Origin of the sequence: Streptomyces sp. NPDC006463, assembly GCF_042870715.1 — a bacterium.
Taxonomy (GTDB): Bacteria; Actinomycetota; Actinomycetes; order Streptomycetales; family Streptomycetaceae; genus Streptomyces.
This window is the reverse complement of sequence record NZ_JBIAHP010000019.1, coordinates 46,751-62,594: the sequence shown is the minus strand read 5'-3', so window position 1 is coordinate 62,594 and position 15,844 is coordinate 46,751. Positions and strand designations below refer to the sequence as shown.

18 protein-coding genes are annotated in these 15,844 nt (G+C 70.1%); 5 read left to right on the top strand and 13 right to left on the bottom strand.

Annotation, left to right across the window (positions count from 1 at the left end; genetic code table 11):
* The first annotated feature begins 141 nt into the window (after positions 1-141).
* The gene (locus ACFYOB_RS29505; RefSeq protein ID WP_388564918.1) at positions 142-696 is read left to right on the top strand and encodes a rhomboid family intramembrane serine protease; all 555 of its coding nucleotides are present in this window, start codon (positions 142-144) and stop codon (positions 694-696) included.
* An 8-nt stretch (positions 697-704) separates the two neighbouring features.
* On the opposite strand, the gene mqnP is transcribed toward ACFYOB_RS29505, so the two are convergent.
* From mqnP to ACFYOB_RS29485, 4 genes are read right to left on the bottom strand one after another with little or no spacing between them, the layout of a single operon-like run.
* Complete coding sequence (gene mqnP, locus ACFYOB_RS29500) at positions 705-1,628, bottom strand: menaquinone biosynthesis prenyltransferase MqnP (RefSeq protein WP_388564673.1); 924 nt, start codon at positions 1,626-1,628, stop codon at positions 705-707.
* Positions 1,625-2,062, bottom strand: coding sequence for a hypothetical protein (locus ACFYOB_RS29495; RefSeq protein ID WP_388564671.1), 438 nt, complete (start codon positions 2,060-2,062; stop codon positions 1,625-1,627). The genes mqnP and ACFYOB_RS29495 overlap by 4 nt, the downstream gene beginning before the upstream one ends.
* Positions 2,059-2,526, bottom strand: coding sequence for a hypothetical protein (locus ACFYOB_RS29490; protein ID WP_388564668.1), 468 nt, complete (start codon positions 2,524-2,526; stop codon positions 2,059-2,061). Before ACFYOB_RS29490 ends, ACFYOB_RS29495 begins: the two co-directional genes overlap by 4 nt.
* Positions 2,523-3,977 (bottom strand): menaquinone biosynthesis decarboxylase, encoded by a 1,455-nt coding sequence (locus ACFYOB_RS29485; protein ID WP_328927038.1) that lies wholly within the window; start codon positions 3,975-3,977, stop codon positions 2,523-2,525. Before ACFYOB_RS29485 ends, ACFYOB_RS29490 begins: the two co-directional genes overlap by 4 nt.
* A gap of 90 nt (positions 3,978-4,067) precedes the next feature.
* Here ACFYOB_RS29485 and ACFYOB_RS29480 point away from each other — a divergent pair, with 90 nt between their 5' ends.
* Positions 4,068-4,370 carry a PLD nuclease N-terminal domain-containing protein gene (locus ACFYOB_RS29480; protein ID WP_388564665.1) on the top strand — a complete coding sequence of 101 codons (303 nt, stop codon included), beginning with the start codon at positions 4,068-4,070 and terminating at the stop codon, positions 4,368-4,370.
* A gap of 19 nt (positions 4,371-4,389) precedes the next feature.
* Here ACFYOB_RS29480 and ACFYOB_RS29475 read toward each other — a convergent pair whose 3' ends face one another.
* Positions 4,390-4,758, bottom strand: coding sequence for a cupin domain-containing protein (locus ACFYOB_RS29475; RefSeq protein ID WP_388564662.1), 369 nt, complete (start codon positions 4,756-4,758; stop codon positions 4,390-4,392).
* An 88-nt stretch (positions 4,759-4,846) separates the two neighbouring features.
* On the opposite strand from ACFYOB_RS29475, the gene ACFYOB_RS29470 reads away from it, so the two are divergent.
* A complete protein-coding gene (locus ACFYOB_RS29470; RefSeq protein ID WP_388564660.1) occupies positions 4,847-5,311 on the top strand; it encodes a MarR family winged helix-turn-helix transcriptional regulator in 465 nt (154 codons plus the stop codon).
* A gap of 55 nt (positions 5,312-5,366) precedes the next feature.
* Here ACFYOB_RS29470 and ACFYOB_RS29465 read toward each other — a convergent pair whose 3' ends face one another.
* The 8 genes from ACFYOB_RS29465 to hemL all read right to left on the bottom strand — a co-directional run bounded on the left by ACFYOB_RS29465 (position 5,367) and on the right by hemL (position 13,604).
* Entirely contained in the window at positions 5,367-5,894 is a 528-nt protein-coding gene (locus ACFYOB_RS29465) for an SRPBCC domain-containing protein (protein WP_388564657.1), read from the bottom strand.
* A 25-nt stretch (positions 5,895-5,919) separates the two neighbouring features.
* A complete protein-coding gene (gene ccsB, locus ACFYOB_RS29460) occupies positions 5,920-6,990 on the bottom strand; it encodes a c-type cytochrome biogenesis protein CcsB (protein ID WP_388564654.1) in 1,071 nt (356 codons plus the stop codon).
* The gene (locus ACFYOB_RS29455; RefSeq protein ID WP_388564652.1) at positions 6,987-8,702 is read right to left on the bottom strand and encodes a cytochrome c biogenesis protein ResB; all 1,716 of its coding nucleotides are present in this window, start codon (positions 8,700-8,702) and stop codon (positions 6,987-6,989) included. The genes ccsB and ACFYOB_RS29455 overlap by 4 nt, the downstream gene beginning before the upstream one ends.
* 13 nt (positions 8,703-8,715) lie before the next feature.
* The gene (locus ACFYOB_RS29450; protein WP_388564650.1) at positions 8,716-9,489 is read right to left on the bottom strand and encodes a cytochrome c biogenesis CcdA family protein; all 774 of its coding nucleotides are present in this window, start codon (positions 9,487-9,489) and stop codon (positions 8,716-8,718) included.
* Positions 9,490-9,493: 4 nt separating this feature from the next.
* On the bottom strand, positions 9,494-10,135 hold the full coding sequence (locus ACFYOB_RS29445; RefSeq protein WP_388564647.1) for a TlpA family protein disulfide reductase: 642 nt from the start codon (positions 10,133-10,135) through the stop codon (positions 9,494-9,496).
* 66 nt (positions 10,136-10,201) lie between these two features.
* Positions 10,202-11,446 carry a hypothetical protein gene (locus ACFYOB_RS29440; RefSeq protein ID WP_388564644.1) on the bottom strand — a complete coding sequence of 415 codons (1,245 nt, stop codon included), beginning with the start codon at positions 11,444-11,446 and terminating at the stop codon, positions 10,202-10,204.
* A 158-nt stretch (positions 11,447-11,604) separates the two neighbouring features.
* Positions 11,605-12,285, bottom strand: coding sequence for a histidine phosphatase family protein (locus tag ACFYOB_RS29435; protein ID WP_388564642.1), 681 nt, complete (start codon positions 12,283-12,285; stop codon positions 11,605-11,607).
* Positions 12,282-13,604 (bottom strand): glutamate-1-semialdehyde 2,1-aminomutase, encoded by a 1,323-nt coding sequence (gene hemL / locus ACFYOB_RS29430; RefSeq protein WP_388564640.1) that lies wholly within the window; start codon positions 13,602-13,604, stop codon positions 12,282-12,284. Before hemL ends, ACFYOB_RS29435 begins: the two co-directional genes overlap by 4 nt.
* Before the next feature lie 304 nt (positions 13,605-13,908).
* On the opposite strand from hemL, the gene ACFYOB_RS29425 reads away from it, so the two are divergent.
* Together ACFYOB_RS29425 and ACFYOB_RS29420 are read left to right on the top strand one after the other, a co-directional pair.
* On the top strand, positions 13,909-14,346 hold the full coding sequence (locus ACFYOB_RS29425) for a hypothetical protein (protein WP_388564915.1): 438 nt from the start codon (positions 13,909-13,911) through the stop codon (positions 14,344-14,346).
* Positions 14,347-15,110: 764 nt separating this feature from the next.
* A partial coding sequence (locus ACFYOB_RS29420) for an ice-binding family protein (protein WP_388564637.1) occupies positions 15,111-15,844 on the top strand: 734 nt, incomplete at its 3' end.

Here is a 15,844-nt window from a genome sequence, read left to right as displayed (position 1 = left end):
ACTATCCGGCCACCACGGGCGGGCACTCGCTATGGTGGCCGGACGTTCCAGGGGGTGGGACGCACGACGAAGGGGACGACGGTGAGCACGGCTGCGGACACCTGGGCACAGACCGACCGCGCGAAGGCCGCGGCCAAGCTGATGCTCGGCTGGGTGGCCCTCCTGTGGGTGATCGAGGCCGTCGATTTCGCCACCGGGCACGCGCTGGACCCGTACGGGATCACCGCGCGCAGCGCCGAGGGGCTCAGCGGCATCCTCACCGCCCCGTTCCTGCACTTCGGCTTCGCGCACGTGGCGGCCAACAGCGTCGCCCTGCTGATCTTCGGCTTCGTCGCCGCGCTCAGCGGCATACGCCACTTCCTGGCCGTCAGCGCCGTCATCATCCTCGGGGACGGGATCGGCATCTGGCTGATAGCCCCCTCGCACACCAACACCGCCGGCGCCTCGGGCCTGGTCTTCGGCCTCTTCGGCTACCTCGTGGTCCGCGGCTTCGTCGAGCGCAAGGCCCTCGGTATCGCGGTGGGCTTGGTGATCGCCGCGATCTGCGGCGGCTCCTTCTTCCTCGGCGTCCTGCCGACGGACACCGCGGTCAGCTGGCAGGGCCACCTCTGCGGCCTCGCGGCGGGCGTCCTGACGGCCCTGTTCTTCCGCCGCCCGGCCCACCCGGCGGGCGGGGGCCGGATGATCCGGGCTTAGGCCTGGGACTAGAAGGTCAGACCGCGGGACACCAGGTCGAGCAGGGCGCACACGAAGAGGGCGATGCCGATGAAGCCGTTGACCGTGAAGAAGGCGCGGTTCAGGCGGGACAGGTCGTGCGGCTTCACGATGGTGTGCTCGTAGCAGAAGGCACAGGCGACGATCACCAGGCCCGACCAGAACAGCACGCCCGCGTCCGTGGCGAGGGCGTACCAGGCCAGCAGGGCCGTGGTCACGACGTGCGCGCCGCGGGCCCCCCAGAGAGCGGCCGGGACGCCGAAGCGGGCCGGGACGGACTTGACGCCCTCCGCGCGGTCCGCGGCCACGTCCTGGGAGCCGAAGATCAGGTCGAAGCCGCCGATCCACACGCCCACCGCGAGCCCCAGGATCACCGCGTCCCAGGACCACTCGCCGGTGACCGCCAGCCAGGCCCCGACCGGACCGATCGCCTGGGCCAGACCCAGGATGGCGTGCGGGAAGTTCGTGAACCGCTTGCCGTACGGGTACACCACCATGGGGACCACCGCGACGGGCGCCAGCGCCAGGCAGAGCGGGTTCAGCAGCGCCGCCGAGCCCAGGAAGACGGCGAGCGCGATCCCGGCCCCGGTCCACGCGGAGCGCACGGAGACCGCGCCGGTGACCAGCTCACGGCCGGCGGTACGCGGGTTGCGGGAGTCGATCTCGCGGTCGATGATCCGGTTGGCGGCCATCGCGAAGGTCCGCAGACCCACCATGCAGGTCGTGACGAGCAGCAGCGTGCCCCAGTGCACGCCCCGGTCGAGCTGGAACATGGCGGTGAGCGCGGCGATGTAGGCGAAGGGCAGCGCGAAGACCGAGTGCTCGATCATCACGAGCCGCAGGAAGGCCTTGACCTTGCCGGGGGCCTGCGGCGCGGGGCCGGATCCGATGACTCCGTCGGCGGTGGTCATCATGCGAGTTCCCTCCGGAACGCTTCGAGGTGGGCCACCTGGTCGTCCAGGGGGACGGCGCCGATCTCCAGGTCGAGGTGCGAGGTCTCGTCGTGCCCGCACGGCGTGACGCGTGCCAGGAACACGACCCCGTCGTCAAGCCGGCGGACGTGGACGCTCAGCGGGTTGTTGCGGCCCTCGCTGACGACCGCGCTGAAGTGCTCGCGCGGCGCGAAGGGCCCGTCGGGGGCGAAGCCTTCGAGCAGCCGGTCCGCGAACGCCGCGACGTCCTCGGTGCTGACTCCGGCGGCTTCGAAGTCCGCCGTGAAGCAGCCGCTCCAGTCCGCGGTGAGCCGCCAGAACGTGTCCGCCCCTTCGGGCGCGGTGAGCCGCACCGAGCTGATGTCGTCACCGAGCCGCAGCTGCGGCGGGTAGTCACCGTCCGCGGAGGAGGTCACGCCAGGCTCCTGCGGAACTCTTCGAGGTCGGCCAGCAGCTCCGCCGTGGGAAGCGGGCCGAGCTCCAGGGTCCGGGGAGCTCCGTCGTGGCCCTCCGGCGGGGTCACGTGCGCGGTGAGCTGCCAGGTGTCGCCAGCCGGGCGGGCGGCGAGGCGGAGGAAGTTCCCGGCCTCGGCGGCGAACGGCTCGCCCTCCGCCACGGCTCGCTGGAGCTGCTCCGCGAAGTCGTCCGCCTCGATGTCCCGGGCGCCGGGCAGCTCGAAGCCGTCGCCCTCGCCGTCCGCATCGAGCATGAGCGCCCAGACGTTGCCGGGGCCCGCGAACTCCTCGGGCGTCACGCCCGCCTGCTCGGCGGCCAGCCGGAGGCCCGGATCCGCCGGGTCGAGCTCCGGGCGCAGCAGTGCCACGTACGTCTCGTCGGTGCCGATGAACAGGGCCGGGCCGCCCATGGCGATGGGGCTCACAGTCCGTACTCCTTCCAGCGGCGGTCCACCAGGGCCGCGGTCGCCGGGTCCGACTCGACCATGTCGGGCCAGCCGCCGTCGCGGGTGTAGCCCTCCTCGGGAAGCTTCTTGGTGGCGTCGATGCCCGCCTTGCCGCCCCAGAACTGCTGGTACGAGGCGTGGTCCAGGTGGTCCACCGGGCCCTCCACGACCGTCAGGTCGCGGGAGTAGTCCGTGTTGCCGAGCGCCCGCCACGACACCTCGTGCAGGTCGTGGACGTCGCAGTCGGCGTCCACCACGATGATCAGCTTGGTCAGCGACATCATGTGCGCGCCCCAGATGGCGTGCATGACCTTCTGCGCGTGCTTGGGGTACTTCTTGTCGATCGAGACGATCGCGCAGTTGTGGAATCCGCCCGACTCGGGCAGGTGGTAGTCCACGATGTCCGGCACGATGATCTTGAGCAGCGGGAGGAAGAAGCGCTCCGTCGCACGGCCCAGCGGCCCGTCCTCGGTCGGCGGCCGGCCGACCACGATCGACTGGAGCAGCGGGCGCCTGCGCATCGTCACGCAGTCGATCTTCAGTGCGGGGAACGGTTCCTGCGGGGTGTAGAAGCCGGTGTGGTCGCCGAAGGGGCCCTCCGGGAGCGTCTCGCCCGGCTCCAGCCAGCCCTCGATAACGACCTCCGCGTTGGCCGGGACCTGGAGCGGCACGGTCTTGCAGTCGACCATCTCGATCCGCTTGCCCGCGACGAAGCCGGCGAAGAGGTACTCGTCGATGTCGCCGGGCAGCGGTGCTGTGGACGCGTACGTCACCGCGGGCGGGCAGCCGAAGGCGATCGCGACCGGCAGCCGCTCGCCGCGCTTGGCTGCGACCGCGTAGTGGTTGCGGCTGTCCTTGTGGATCTGCCAGTGCATGCCGATGGTGCGCTTGTCGTGGCGCTGGAGGCGGTAGAGGCCGAGGTTGCGTACGCCGGTCTCGGGGTGCTTGGTGTGGGTGAGGCCGAGGTTGAAGAAGGAGCCGCCGTCCTTGGGCCAGGTGAAGAGCGCCGGCAGCTGGTCGAGGTCCACGTCGTCGCCGGTGAGGACGACCTCCTGGACCGGGGCCTCACCCTTGATCTTCTTCGGCGGCACGTGAACCATCGAGCCGAGCTTGCCGAAGGCCTCGCGGACGCCGATGAAGCCCTGGGGCAGCTCCGGCTTGAGCAGGCCGCCGATCTTCTCGCTGATCTCGCCGTAGGACTTCAGGCCGAGCGCCTTCAGGAGGCGGCGGTCGGTGCCGAAGACGTTCATGGCCAGCGGCATCGCCGAGCCCTTGACGTTCTCGAAGAGGAGCGCCGGACCCCCCGCCTTGTTCACTCTGTCGACGATCTCCCCGACCTCCAGGTACGGGTCGACTTCGGCCTTGATGCGCTTGAGGTCGCCCTCCCGCTCCAGGGCCCGGAGCAGCGAGCGGAGATCGTCGTAAGCCATAGGGGCCAGTATCCGTCACCAACTACCCTGGATCTGTCACCGGGGCCCGCTGCGGGCCCGCCGCCACTGCCCGGGAGTCGGTCCCACACCGTGCTGCGCTATCTGCCGTTCCTGCTGATCCTCGCGCTGACCATCTACGCCTTCATCGACTGCCTGAACACGCCGGAGGAAGAGGTCAAGCACCTGCCCAAGGTGGTGTGGGTGATCATCATCCTGCTCTTCTCCATCGTCGGGCCGGTGGTGTGGCTGGCGGCGGGCAAGAAGCGCTCCGCGGTCGGCGGCGGCCGGGCGCGCCGGGCCCAGTGGGTCGCGCCCGACGACAACCCGGAGTTCCTGAAGTCCCTGCGCGACGAGCAGGAGAGGAAGAAGGACACCGGCAAGGACAAGGACTAGCCCGGAGCGGGACGCCCGTTCACTGCGCCCAGGGCAGGACGCGGGTGCCCTCGGTGCCCGGGACCGAGGCCACGCCGTCCGCTCGCATGGCGACGTAGGCCTCGAAGGACTCGGTGGCGTGGATCCGGCGGAGCACGTCCGGGGGCAGGACCAGGGTCTGGCCCGCGGTGACCTTCTCGGTGCGGCCCCCGTCCCAGGTGATCTCCAGCGATCCGGCCGTGAGCGTCCAGACCTGCTCGCGGCTGACGGAGTGCTCGGGGCCGGTCGCGCCGGCGGCCATGTCGACGTGCCAGGTGCTGAGTTCGGCGCTGCCCCGGCTGGGGGCGGCGAGTCCGGTCATGGTGGCGTTCGGGGAGACGGTGACGTGTTCGGGAGACGTGGTGATCACGTGCAAGGCGGTTCCTCAATCCTGTGAGTCAAGGAGCTTTACTTGCGATGAGTAAAGCAGGTTGACTCGCCTGTGTCACCATGTTTCCGTGACCGGAGACGAAGACGAGGGTGTCGAGCTGGCCTTCCTGCTCGGCCTGGGCTTCCAGCTGCTGCTGGGCGAGTTCACGCGGCGGGTGGCAGAGGCCGGATACGCCGACCTGCGGCCCCAGCACGGGATGGCCTTCCAGGTCCTCAAGGGCCCCGGAGCCACGGCGTCCGAGCTCGCCGAGCGGCTCGGAGTGACGAAACAGGCCGCCGGTCAGCTCGTGGACGACCTGGAGAAGCGCGGCTACGTCCGCCGCGAGCCGCACCCCGAGGGCGGCCGCCGCAAGCTGGTCGTGCTGACCCCGGCGGCCGTCGACCACCTGGCCGTCGCGGGCCGCATCCTGCACCAGCTGGAGGACGAACTCGGCTGCAGCGCCGATCTCCCGGCCCTGCGCGGCGAGCTCTGGCGCGTCGTGCGCACCCTCAACGGGGACGCGGAACTGCCGGCCCTGCGGCCGGTGTGGTGAGCGGTTGAGCGGGGCGAGCGGGGAGCGGGGTTAGCGGTTGAGCGGGGTGAGCGGCCTACGTCCTGGACAGGGCCGCGTAGTCCTCGCACAGCTCGTCCCGGCGGGCGCCCGTCCACAGGACCCAGTCCACCGGCTGCCCGGCCAGCGCGGACTCCAGCAGTTCGAAGTGGTCGTGCCATACCGCGAGCCAGTCCAGACGGTCGGCCTCGGCCTCGTCCGCCCCGGCCCGGTCGTTCACGCGGCGCTCGCTCACGAACCGGATGACGGTCGAGTCCGTCCCCACCGGCTCCAGGTGGAAACGGATCCGCTCCTGCCCGCCCACCGTGTACTCCACGACCCGCTCGACGTCCCAGGCCGTGACGCGGCCGCTCTCCACCGTCGGGCTGCCCAGCCGGTGCAGCGTGACCTCCCCGCCGAGCCTGCGCTCCAGGACCTCCGCCTCGGCCAGCCAGCCGCGCAGCCCCTCCCGCGTGGTCAGGGCGGGCCACAGCTCCTCGTACGCGTACGGGAGGTGCAGCTCGAAGCGGATCCGCAGGCGGCCTTCGCCGGGGCTCTCGCTGGTGCCATGACTCACAGGAGGCATGACACCAGCGTCCCACTCCCGCGGGTCAGACGCCCGCGTACGAGTGCTTGCCGCTGAGCAGGATGTTCACGCCGTAGTAGTTCCAGATCCAGCAGGCGAAGGCGAAGAGCGCGAGGTACGCGGCCTTGCGGCCCTTCCAGCCGGCGGTGGCGCGGGCGTGCAGGTAGGCGGCGTACGCCACCCACGTCACGAAGGACCAGACCTCCTTGGGGTCCCAGCCCCAGTAGCGGCCCCAGGCGTCGCCCGCCCAGATCGCGCCCGCGATGATCGTGAAGGTCCACAGCGGGAAGACGGCCGCGTTGATGCGGTACGAGAACTTGTCGAGCGAGGTCGCCGAGGGCAGCCGCTCCAGCACGGAGGAGGCGAACCTGCCCGGCTTGCCGCCGCCCGCGAGCTTGGCCTCGTAGGAGTCGCGGAAGAGGTACAGGACCGCTCCCGCCGCGCCGATGTAGAAGACGGCGCCGCAGAAGATCGCGGTGGAGACGTGGATCCACAGCCAGTACGAGTGCAGGGCCGGGACCAGCTGGTCACTGTCGGTGTAGAGCCAGGTCACAGCGATACCGAGGTCCAGCAGGACGGTGGTGACCAGGATCAGACCGAGCCAGCGGACGTTCTTCTTCAGCGCGAGGAGCACCAGGTACGCGCCGACGGCCACCGTGGAGAAGGTGATCGAGAACTCGTACATGTTGCCCCAGGGGGCCCGCTGCACCGACATCGCCCGGGCGACGACGCCGCCCGCCTCGATGAGGAAGGCGAGCGCGGTCAGCGAGACCGCGATCCGCCCGTACAGGTCACCCTGCTCGGTGCCGCCCGCGGCGCCCGGGCCGTCGGGCACGTCGCGCGTGCCCGTGGCGGAGCGGGTGACGACCTGCGGCTTGTCGAGGACGGCCGTACCGCCCCCCTTGCTCCGGACCTGCACGGCGGGTGCGGCGGCGGTCAGCGCGGCGGCCGTACGGGCCACCTTGCTGCGGCTGCCGAAGGTCCACTCGGCGATGTGCGCGAAGAAGGCGAGCATGTAGACCGCCATCGACGAATAGACCAGGTAATTGCTGATCTGAGCCAGGTTCTCGTTGGCTGCGGCAGCGAGCGGCGTCATCCGCGCTCTCCTTCGGGGGTTTCTTCGACAGGTTCGGCGGGCGTCGCGGTCGGCGCCTGCTCGTGCAGGGTGGCGGCGAGCTCCGCCAGCTCTTCCGGGAGCCGGGTGGACTCGCTGCGGCCGAGGCCCGCCATCTCGACGACGGTGACGCCGTCCTCGCCGCGCTCCGCGCGCACCCAGACCCGGCGGCGCTGGATGAACAGGGACCCGGCCAGGCCCGCGATGGCGGCGATCGCGCCCGCGAGGGCGAGGCCGCTGCCGGGCTGGTGGGTGACGGAGAAGGTGGCCCACCGCTCGATGCCCTCGAACTTCACGGTGCCCGCGCCGTTCGGCAGGACCATCGACTCGCCGTGCGCCAGCTTCTGCTTGAACAGCTGGCCGGACTCGTCCTTGAACGACTCCATCTTGGTGGTGTCCAGCTGGTACACGTTCTGCGGCAGACCCGAGTCGACGCCGAGGCTGCCGTGCCAGGCGCTGAGCATGAGCCGCGGATTCCCCAGCTCCGGGAACTGCGAGAACATCATGCCCTGGCCCTCGCCCGCGAACGTCGGGACGAAGACGGCGTTGAAGCCGAGCTGCTCCTTCTTGCCGTCCTTGTCCTTGTAGCCGTCGGTGACCTTGACGGCTCCGGTGGAGGTGAGGTTGCCGTCCTGGGGGAGCATCGGCACGGCGTCCTTGAAGATCACCTTGCCGGTGGGGTCGGTCACCGAGATGACCGGCGCGTAGCCGTGCCCGAGCAGGTAGACCTTGGAGCCCTCGACCTCAAGGGGCTCGTTGACCTGGATCTCGCGCTTCTGCGGCTTGCCGGCCGCGCCCTCACTGAAGGTGACGTACGCCTTGAAGTCGCGCGGGGTGCCCCGCTGCGGGCCGGTCTTCTCGTACGTCGCGTCGAACCTGTCCAAGGTGAACGAGAAGGGCGGCAGGTCGTCGGGGTCGAAGAGGCTGCCGTACTTGAAGTCGTCGTACTGGGTGAGCGTGTTCGAAAAGCCGCTGCCGCGCAGGACGAGCTTGCCGCCCTCGGACTTGAAGTACTGGCCCCAGGCGAAGGCCACCAACATCACGATCAGCGCCACGTGGAAGGCCAGATTGCCGGCCTCGCGCAGGTAGCCCTTCTCCGCGGCGACGGAGTTCCCGCCGCCCGCCTCGGTGCGGAAGCGCTGCCCGCCGAGCACCGTCCCCGCGTACGAGAGCACCTCGTCCGGGGACTTGTCCGTGCGCCACGTCGTGTACACGGGCAGCCGGTCCAGGCGCTTGGGGGCGGCCGGCGGCCGGCCGCGGAGCTGGCCCACGAACTGCCAGGAGCGCGGCAGGATGCAGCCGATCAGCGAGATGAACAGCAGCAGGTAGATCGCGGAGAACCACACCGAGCTGTAGACGTCGAAGAGCTGGAGCTTCTCGGCGACGCCCACCCAGGACGGGTTGTCCCGCTTCCAGACGGCGACCTTCATCGCGTCGACGTTGGTCTGCGGGATGAGGGAGCCCGGGATCGCGCCCAGGGACAGCATGAAGAGCAGGATCAGCGCCACCCGCATGGAGGTGAGCTGCCGCCAGAACCAGCGGGCCCAGCCGATCACCCCGATGCCGACGGCCGGCCCGGTGGGGCTGTCCTCCAGCGGGGCGGTGGAGAGCTGGGCGCCGGCCGCGCCGAGCTCGGGCTCGGCGGGGTCTTCGGATCGCGGCGCCTCGGTGGACGCGTTATCGGTCGTACTCATGTCCGTGTAGTCCTCAGATCCCCACCGTGAAGCGTTGGGTCCAGCTCTGCATGTCGTTGACGATGCTGGACCACATTCCTGTGACGAGCAGCAGGCCGGTCAGGATCAGCATGCCTCCGCCGATGCGCATCACCCACGCATAGTGCTTCTTCACCCAGCCGAACGCGCCGAGCGCCTTGCGGAAGGCGATCGCGGTGAGGATGAAGGGCAGGCCGAGTCCGAGGCAGTAGGCGACGGTCAGCAGCGCGCCCCGGCCGGCGCTGGCCTGGTCGAGGGAGAGCGTGGTGACGGCCGCGAGGGTCGGGCCCATGCAGGGGGTCCAGCCGACGCCGAAGAGCACGCCGAGCAGCGGGGCGCCGATCAGGCCTGCCGTCGGCTTCTTGTGGAAGCGGAACTCCCGCATCGTCAGGCCCGGGATCGCTCCCATGAAGAACAGGCCCAGGAGGATCACCAGGCCGCCCAGGACGCGGGAGATGATCTCGGTGTTCTCCCGGAGGGTCTCGCCGAAGTAGCCGAAGAGCGCGCCGGTGGAGACGAAGACGGCGGTGAAGCCGGCGATGAACAGGAGCGCGCCCGCCAGCATCCGCCCGCGCCGGGCCTCGGCGAGGTCGGCGCCGCTGACGCCGGTCACGTAGGAGAGGTAGCCGGGGACCAGCGGGAGCACGCAGGGCGAGAAGAAGGAGACCAGCCCGGCGAGGACCGAGATGGGCAGGGCCAGCAGCAGCGCCCCGTTCAGGACCGTGGTGTTCACGCCGGTCGCCTCGGCGGCGAGTACGTACTCGACCACGGGGTCACTTCTCCGCGAGGATCGGGTCGATCATCGAGCGGAGTTGGTCCTCGCTCACCGCGGACAGGGTGCGGGCGGCGATCCGGCCCTCCTTGTCGAGGATGATCGTGGAGGGGATCGCGTTCGCGTTGAGGGTGCCCTTGGGGAAGCGGAGCATCAGCTTCCCGACCGGGTCGAACAGGCTCGGGTAGGTGATCCCGAAGTCCTGTTCGAAGGAGGCCGCGTTCTGCTTGCTGGTGTCGCGGGTGTTGATGCCGACGAAGGCGACGTCCTTGCCGGCGTCGGCCAGCTCCTTGGAGACCTTCGCGAAGTTGGGGGCTTCGGCCCGGCACGGCGGGCACCACGACCCCCAGACGTTGAGGACGACGACCTTGCCCTTGAGGGTGGTGGTGTCGAGGGTCTTGCCGTCGACGGTCTCGCCGTCGAGCTGCGGGGCCTCGTCCCGCTCGCCCGCGGCCACCCTGGAGATGCCGCTCGGGCCGGTGACGTAGTTGCCGCCGGAGCCGGTGGCCTTGCCGCCGTCGTCCGAGCCGCCGCAGGACGTCAGGGTCATGACGCCCGCGACGGTCACCGCGGTCAGCAGGGCGGCACGGCCGCCGGGCGAGCGGCGGCTGTTTCGACTGGCACGGGCGCGGCTGAGGCTCATGTGAAAAGTTTCGCATGAGCAATTTGTGGATCTACCGCACCCCCCGGCGGGGTGTCGATGCCCTGGTCAGGCGGCGGTGAGGTACGCCGCCCAGCCGACGCCGGGCGACTGGCCGGGGCCCAGCGCGCGGAGCTTGGCGAGCACCTTGGGGTCCTGGACGTCCAGCCAGTCGGTGAACTGCCGGAAGGATACGAGGCGTACATCCCTTTTGTCTGCCATGCCCTTGAGTGCCTCCTCGACGGCGTCCATGTAGATGCCGCCGTTCCACTCCTCGAAGTGGTTGCCGATGAAGAGGGGCGCGCGGTTGGTCTCATAGGCCCGCCGGAAGCCGCCGAGGTAGGTGGCGGTGGCCTGGGTGCGCCAGCCCGGATAGTTGGCGGGCACGCCCCTGGTGGTGTTCTTCGACTGGTTGGCGAGGATGTTGTAGTCCATCGAGAGCACCTCGAAGGAGTGCCCGGGAAAGGGCAGGGACTGCAGCGGCAGGTCCCAGACGCCCGACCTCTTCACCGGCCAGACCTGCAGGCCGCCGGGCGAGCTGGAGTCGTAGCGCCAGCCCAGCTTCTGGGCGGTGGCCAGCAGGCTCTCCTGGCCGAGCAGGCACGGGGTGCGAGCTCCGGCCAGCTCCTTGCGGTAGTCGAAGGGCAGGGGTTCGAGGTCGGTGAAGCCGGTGTTCGTGCGCCAGTTGGTGACGAAGGACACGGCCTGGTCGATCTCGCTCTGCCAGTCGTCCGGGGTCCACTTGCCGACCGAGCCGGAGCCGCCGCAGAAGTGGCCGTTGAAGTGGGTGCCTATCTCGTGCCCGTCGAGCCACGCCTGGCGGACGTGACCGAGGGTGGAGCGGACGTTCTCGTCCTTGAGGTAACCGATGTCCGAGGCGCCGACGGGGTTGTTCGGCGGCCGGTAGAGGCCCTTCTTCGACTCGGGCAGCAGGTAGAGGCCCGAGAGGAAGAAGGTCATGGCCGCGCCGTGGTCCTTGGCGAGCTTGAGGAAGCGGGGGAAGAGGCCGTTCCCGACCTCCCCCGCGCCGTCCCAGCTGAACACGACGAACTGCGGCGGGGTCTCGCCCGGCTGGAGGGGTACGGGCTTGGCGGGCTGGTTGGGCTGCGGGCCGGTGTCGGCGGTGGAGCCGTCACCGATGGGCCTGACCACGGGCCCCTCCCCCGGCTTGGGATTCTTGACCGGCCCGGGCTTGCCCAGCTCGGCCTTGCTGCCGCCGCCCAGGCCGCAGCCGGCGATGCCGACCGCGGCCGCGGCGGTGGCCGCGGCACCGAGTCCGAGTCCGAGCATTCCCCTTCGGCTGAAGTCGCGCATGCCACCGTCCCGTCGTCAGATCTCAAAGCTCACGTTCCGTCATATAAACGGACAATTAGCCTGAGCTTGTGCGCTGACACGGTGATTCCCGCGCGTCTTGTATTTATTTAGGCAAATCTGTAACAGGACGTTACAGATTGTGGATCAGGAGGAGCGGCTCACGCGCCGAAGGCCTTGGACTTCCCCTTCACAGGCTTCGCCCCGGCCAGCAGATGCGCCGGCACCAGATCCCGGGCCGGCTCGCTGTAGCCCACGGACACCAGCTGGTCGCCCTGGAACGTGAAGGACGTCATCGAGGCGAGCGTGCACTGGCGGCGACGCGGGTCGTGCCACAGCCGACGCTTCTCCGCGAAGCTGCGCACGATCCAGATCGGCAGCTGGTGGCTGACCGCCACCGCCTCGTGGCCGCGGGCCGCGTCGCGCGCGGCCTCCAGCGCGCTCATCATCCGGACCACCTGCTCGACGTACGGCTCGCCCCAGGAGGGCTTGAACGGGTTCGTCAGGTGCTTCCAGTTGCCGGGCTTGCGCAACGCGCCGTCACCGACGCCGAAGGTCTTGCCCTCGAAGACGTTCTCCGCCTCCAGCAGCCGCCGGTCCGTGGCCAGTTCCAGGCCGTGGATCTTGGCGATCGGGGCGGCCGTCTCCTGCGCCCGCTCCAGCGGGGAGGACACGACGTAGGCGATGTCCCGGTTCTCCAGGTGCTCGGCGACCCGGTCGGCCATCTGCCGGCCCAGCTCGGACAGGTGGTAGCCGTCCCGGCGCCCGTAGAGGACCCCGTCCGGGTTGTGCACCTCCCCGTGGCGCACCAGGTGGACGACGGTGATCTCATTGCTGCTCATGCGGTGGCCTCCGCGGCGGCCCGGGCGGCGGCCGGCAGGGCGGCCGCGATCCGCTCGACCGCCCGCTCGTCGTGGGCGGTGGACACGAACCAGGACTCGAAGGCGGACGGCGGCAGGTAGACGCCCTGCGCCAGCATCGAGTGGAAGAAGCCGTTGAAGCGGAAGGACTCCTGCTTCTTGGCGTCGTCGTAGTTTCGGACCTCGTCCTCGGTGAAGAAGACGGAGAACATGTTGGACGCGGTCTGCATCCGGTGCGCCACGCCCTCCTTGGCGAGCGCCGCGGTGACCAGGCCCTGGATCTCCTTCGAGACCGCGTCGACCTTCTCGTACGCGGCCGCGTCCAGCAGGCGCAGCTGCGCGAGACCCGCGGCGGTGGCGATCGGGTTACCGGAGAGCGTGCCCGCCTGGTAGACCGGGCCGGCCGGAGCCAGGTACCCCATGACGTCCGCGCGGCCGCCGAAGGCCGCCGCCGGGAAGCCGCCGCCCATGACCTTGCCGAAGGTCATCAGGTCCGGCTTGACCCCGTCGACGCCGTACCAGCCGGCGCGGCTCGTACGGAAGCCTGTCATGACCTCGTCGGAGATGTACAGGGCGCCGTTCTCGCGGCACAGGTCCGCGAGCCCCTGGTTGAAGCCCTCGGCCGGGGTCACGACGCCCATGTTGCCGGGCGCCGCCTCGGTGATCACGCAGGCGATCTCGCCGGGGTGCGCGGCGAAGGCGGCCCGGACCGCGTCGAGGTCGTTGTAGGGCAGGACGATCGTGTCGCCGGCCTGGGCGCCCGTGACCCCGGGCGTGTCCGGCAGCGCGAAGGTCGCGAGCCCGGAACCGGCGGCGGCCAGCAGCGCGTCCACATGGCCGTGGTAGCAACCGGCGAACTTCACGACCTTGGCCCGGCCGGTGAAGCCGCGCGCCAGGCGGATCGCCGACATCGTGGCCTCCGTCCCGGAGGACACGAGCCGCACCTGCTCGACGGGGGCGACGCGCGCGACGATCTCCTCGGCGAGCGCGACCTCGCCCTCACCGGGCGTGCCGAAGGAGGTACCACGGGCGACGGCCGCCTGGACGGCCTCGATCACCTCGGGGTGGGAGTGGCCGAGGATCATCGGTCCCCACGAGCACACGAGGTCGACGTACTCCCGGCCGTCGGCGTCGGTGAGGTACGGACCGGTGCCGGACACCATGAACCGGGGCGTACCGCCCACGGCTCGGAAGGCGCGCACCGGAGAGTTCACGCCGCCGGGGGTCACGAGGGAGGCGCGCTCGAAGAGCGTCTGCGAAACTGGGGCTTCATACGGGTACGGGTAGCTCACACCAGCCATGGTCTCAGAGGCCGCGACAGACTTGCGGACGGGCGTTTCACCGCGCCGCCGCGGGGGAGGTCACTGCCATGATGATCAGGCTGCGTGGCGGTGGCCACGGGGCCGGGGCAAGCAATACCAGTCGGGTGGAGATATGCAACGCGGTGGTGGACCGGGCGAGGGTACGGACGGCCTCGACCCCCAGCGCGCCCGCGAAGCCCGCGAATCCCGCCGCCGGGGCAAGCACCGCCGCCGCTCCACCGAGGCGCCCGATGCGATCCCGGGGCCCACGGAAGCGCCGGACGACACGCCCAGGGGCCGCGGCATGGGAGTGACGTACAAGTACTTCGGCGCCCCGGACGGCGCCACGGCGGCCCGGGTCCCGGTCACGATGCGGCCGGAGGAGCTCGGCGGCGACGAACTGGGCATGGGCGGCCTGTTCACCAAGATCAAGCCGGAGACGATGGCCGCCATGGTCCTGACCGGCATCGAAGGCATACCGCTCCACAAGGTGCCCCCGCTGGAACTGGTCGTCCTCCACCCCGACTACGCGGTCGTCAAGCTCCCGATGACGGTGGTCGACCCGCTGCGCGGAATCGGCGAGGAATCGGTCGGCGCGGCCGCGTTCATCTGGTCCACGGTCCCGGACCGCGGCGGCCCGCGCGACGCGTTCAACGTCTACCAGCTCCTCCACGAGTGGCAGGACTTCAGCCACCGGCTGCATGAGGCCGGGCATCAGCCTTATTGCCTTGTATGGCCCTGACCTGGCCTTTCGTCAAGCGGCCAGGGAACCTTGAGCACACGGCTGAGACGCGAATGGGACCTGCACGACGAGACGCTCCGACCGGAGAACCACTCACCCCCACGCCCAGAGCCCAGCCGGTGCGCAGTCACACCGGCCGGGCTCTGTCACGTCCCGCCCGACGCCGGCCTTGAGGCTCGCGGCCGCACACGCCGTCGACGTCACGGCTCATCGATGTTGATCACCACACCCGGCGGGTACGGCGAGTACGCCACACCTCCACGGGCGGCCCGATCCCTGCCGGTCCAGCGATGCGGCGGTAGGGGACGTCGGCCGGCTCTCCACTGTGACGACACAACGCATTCGCACGGATGTGCGGCGCACGCAGGTTCCTGACGATGCGTCACTCACATAGAGCATTTTTTCCGATTTACAGGATATTGCTGCGAAATATGCGTGACTACTTCCGCGTGACGGCGTATCACTACCTCGGGCAGGGAATCGCTCTCGGTCCCCGCTCAGGGGAGCCTGCGCGCCGGCGCAGGTAGGGGCTTGCGGCCCTGAGTAGCCATCGTCGCGGGCGCTCGGGATCTTCCTTCGGGAGGACTGAGACCCGAAGCAACAAGAAAGGTCCTGCTATGGCATTGGATGTCATCCGGTCGGGTCCACCCGACAAAAGGCCTAGACGCAGTCTGTTCAAACGGGGAGCCCTCGTCCTGCTCCCCGCAGCGCTCCTGGCGGCGGCAACCCTGGCCCCGAACCTCGCTCACGCCCTGGAAGCCCCCGTGGGACTGGGGACCGCCACCAACTACGCGGTCCTGGCCGGTTCAGAGATCACCAACACGGGCGACACCGTCATCAACGGAGACCTGGGGATCCACCCGGGCACAGCGGTGACCGGCTTTCCGCCCGGCGAGGTCAACGGAACGCAGCACATCACCGACGCCGCCGCCGCTCAGGCGAAGTCCGACCTCGTCATCGCCTACAACGACGCGGCGAGCCGGGGACCCGGCGCCAACCCTGGGACCGACCTCGCCGGGCAAACGCTGGTGGCCGGCGTCTACACGGCGTCGTCATCACTGGCGCTCAACGGAACGGTCACTCTCAACGGCGAGAACAACCCCGATGCCGTCTTCATCTTCCAGATCCCCTCGACGCTGATCACGGGTTCGGCGAGCGTCGTGGCCTTGACCAACGGAGCAAATGCCTGCAACGTGTTCTGGCAGGTGGGCAGCTCCGCCACGCTCGGCACGACCACCCAGTTCAAGGGCAACATCCTCGCCCTGACGTCCATCACGCTGAACACCGGCGCCGTGATCGAAGGCCGCGCCCTGGCGCGCAATGGCGCGGTCACGATGGACGACAACACCATTACGAGGGCGGCCTGCGCCGTTGGCCCGCCTGGGCCTCCCGGGCCGAGCGGGCCTCCCGGACCGAGCGGGCCTCCCGGACCGACTGGTTCGCCTGGCCCGACGGGTGCCCCCGGCCCGACCGGCGCCCCCGGCCCCGACGGCAGTCC

Excerpts from the sequence above, each read along its gene's own strand:
- ACFYOB_RS29505 (WP_388564918.1), top strand. The coding sequence starts at position 142 with ATGCTCGGCTGGGTGGCCCTCCTGTGGGTGATCGAGGCCGTCGATTTC.
- mqnP (WP_388564673.1), bottom strand. The coding sequence starts at position 1,628 with ATGATGACCACCGCCGACGGAGTCATCGGATCCGGCCCCGCGCCGCAG.
- ACFYOB_RS29485 (WP_328927038.1), bottom strand. The coding sequence starts at position 3,977 with ATGGCTTACGACGATCTCCGCTCGCTGCTCCGGGCCCTGGAGCGGGAG.
- ACFYOB_RS29465 (WP_388564657.1), bottom strand. The coding sequence starts at position 5,894 with ATGCCTCCTGTGAGTCATGGCACCAGCGAGAGCCCCGGCGAAGGCCGC.
- ccsB (WP_388564654.1), bottom strand. The coding sequence starts at position 6,990 with ATGACGCCGCTCGCTGCCGCAGCCAACGAGAACCTGGCTCAGATCAGC.
- ACFYOB_RS29455 (WP_388564652.1), bottom strand. The coding sequence starts at position 8,702 with ATGAGTACGACCGATAACGCGTCCACCGAGGCGCCGCGATCCGAAGAC.
- ACFYOB_RS29445 (WP_388564647.1), bottom strand. The coding sequence starts at position 10,135 with ATGAGCCTCAGCCGCGCCCGTGCCAGTCGAAACAGCCGCCGCTCGCCC.
- ACFYOB_RS29440 (WP_388564644.1), bottom strand. The coding sequence starts at position 11,446 with ATGCGCGACTTCAGCCGAAGGGGAATGCTCGGACTCGGACTCGGTGCC.
- ACFYOB_RS29435 (WP_388564642.1), bottom strand. The coding sequence starts at position 12,285 with ATGAGCAGCAATGAGATCACCGTCGTCCACCTGGTGCGCCACGGGGAG.
- hemL (WP_388564640.1), bottom strand. The coding sequence starts at position 13,604 with ATGGCTGGTGTGAGCTACCCGTACCCGTATGAAGCCCCAGTTTCGCAG.
- ACFYOB_RS29425 (WP_388564915.1), top strand. The coding sequence starts at position 13,909 with ATGGGAGTGACGTACAAGTACTTCGGCGCCCCGGACGGCGCCACGGCG.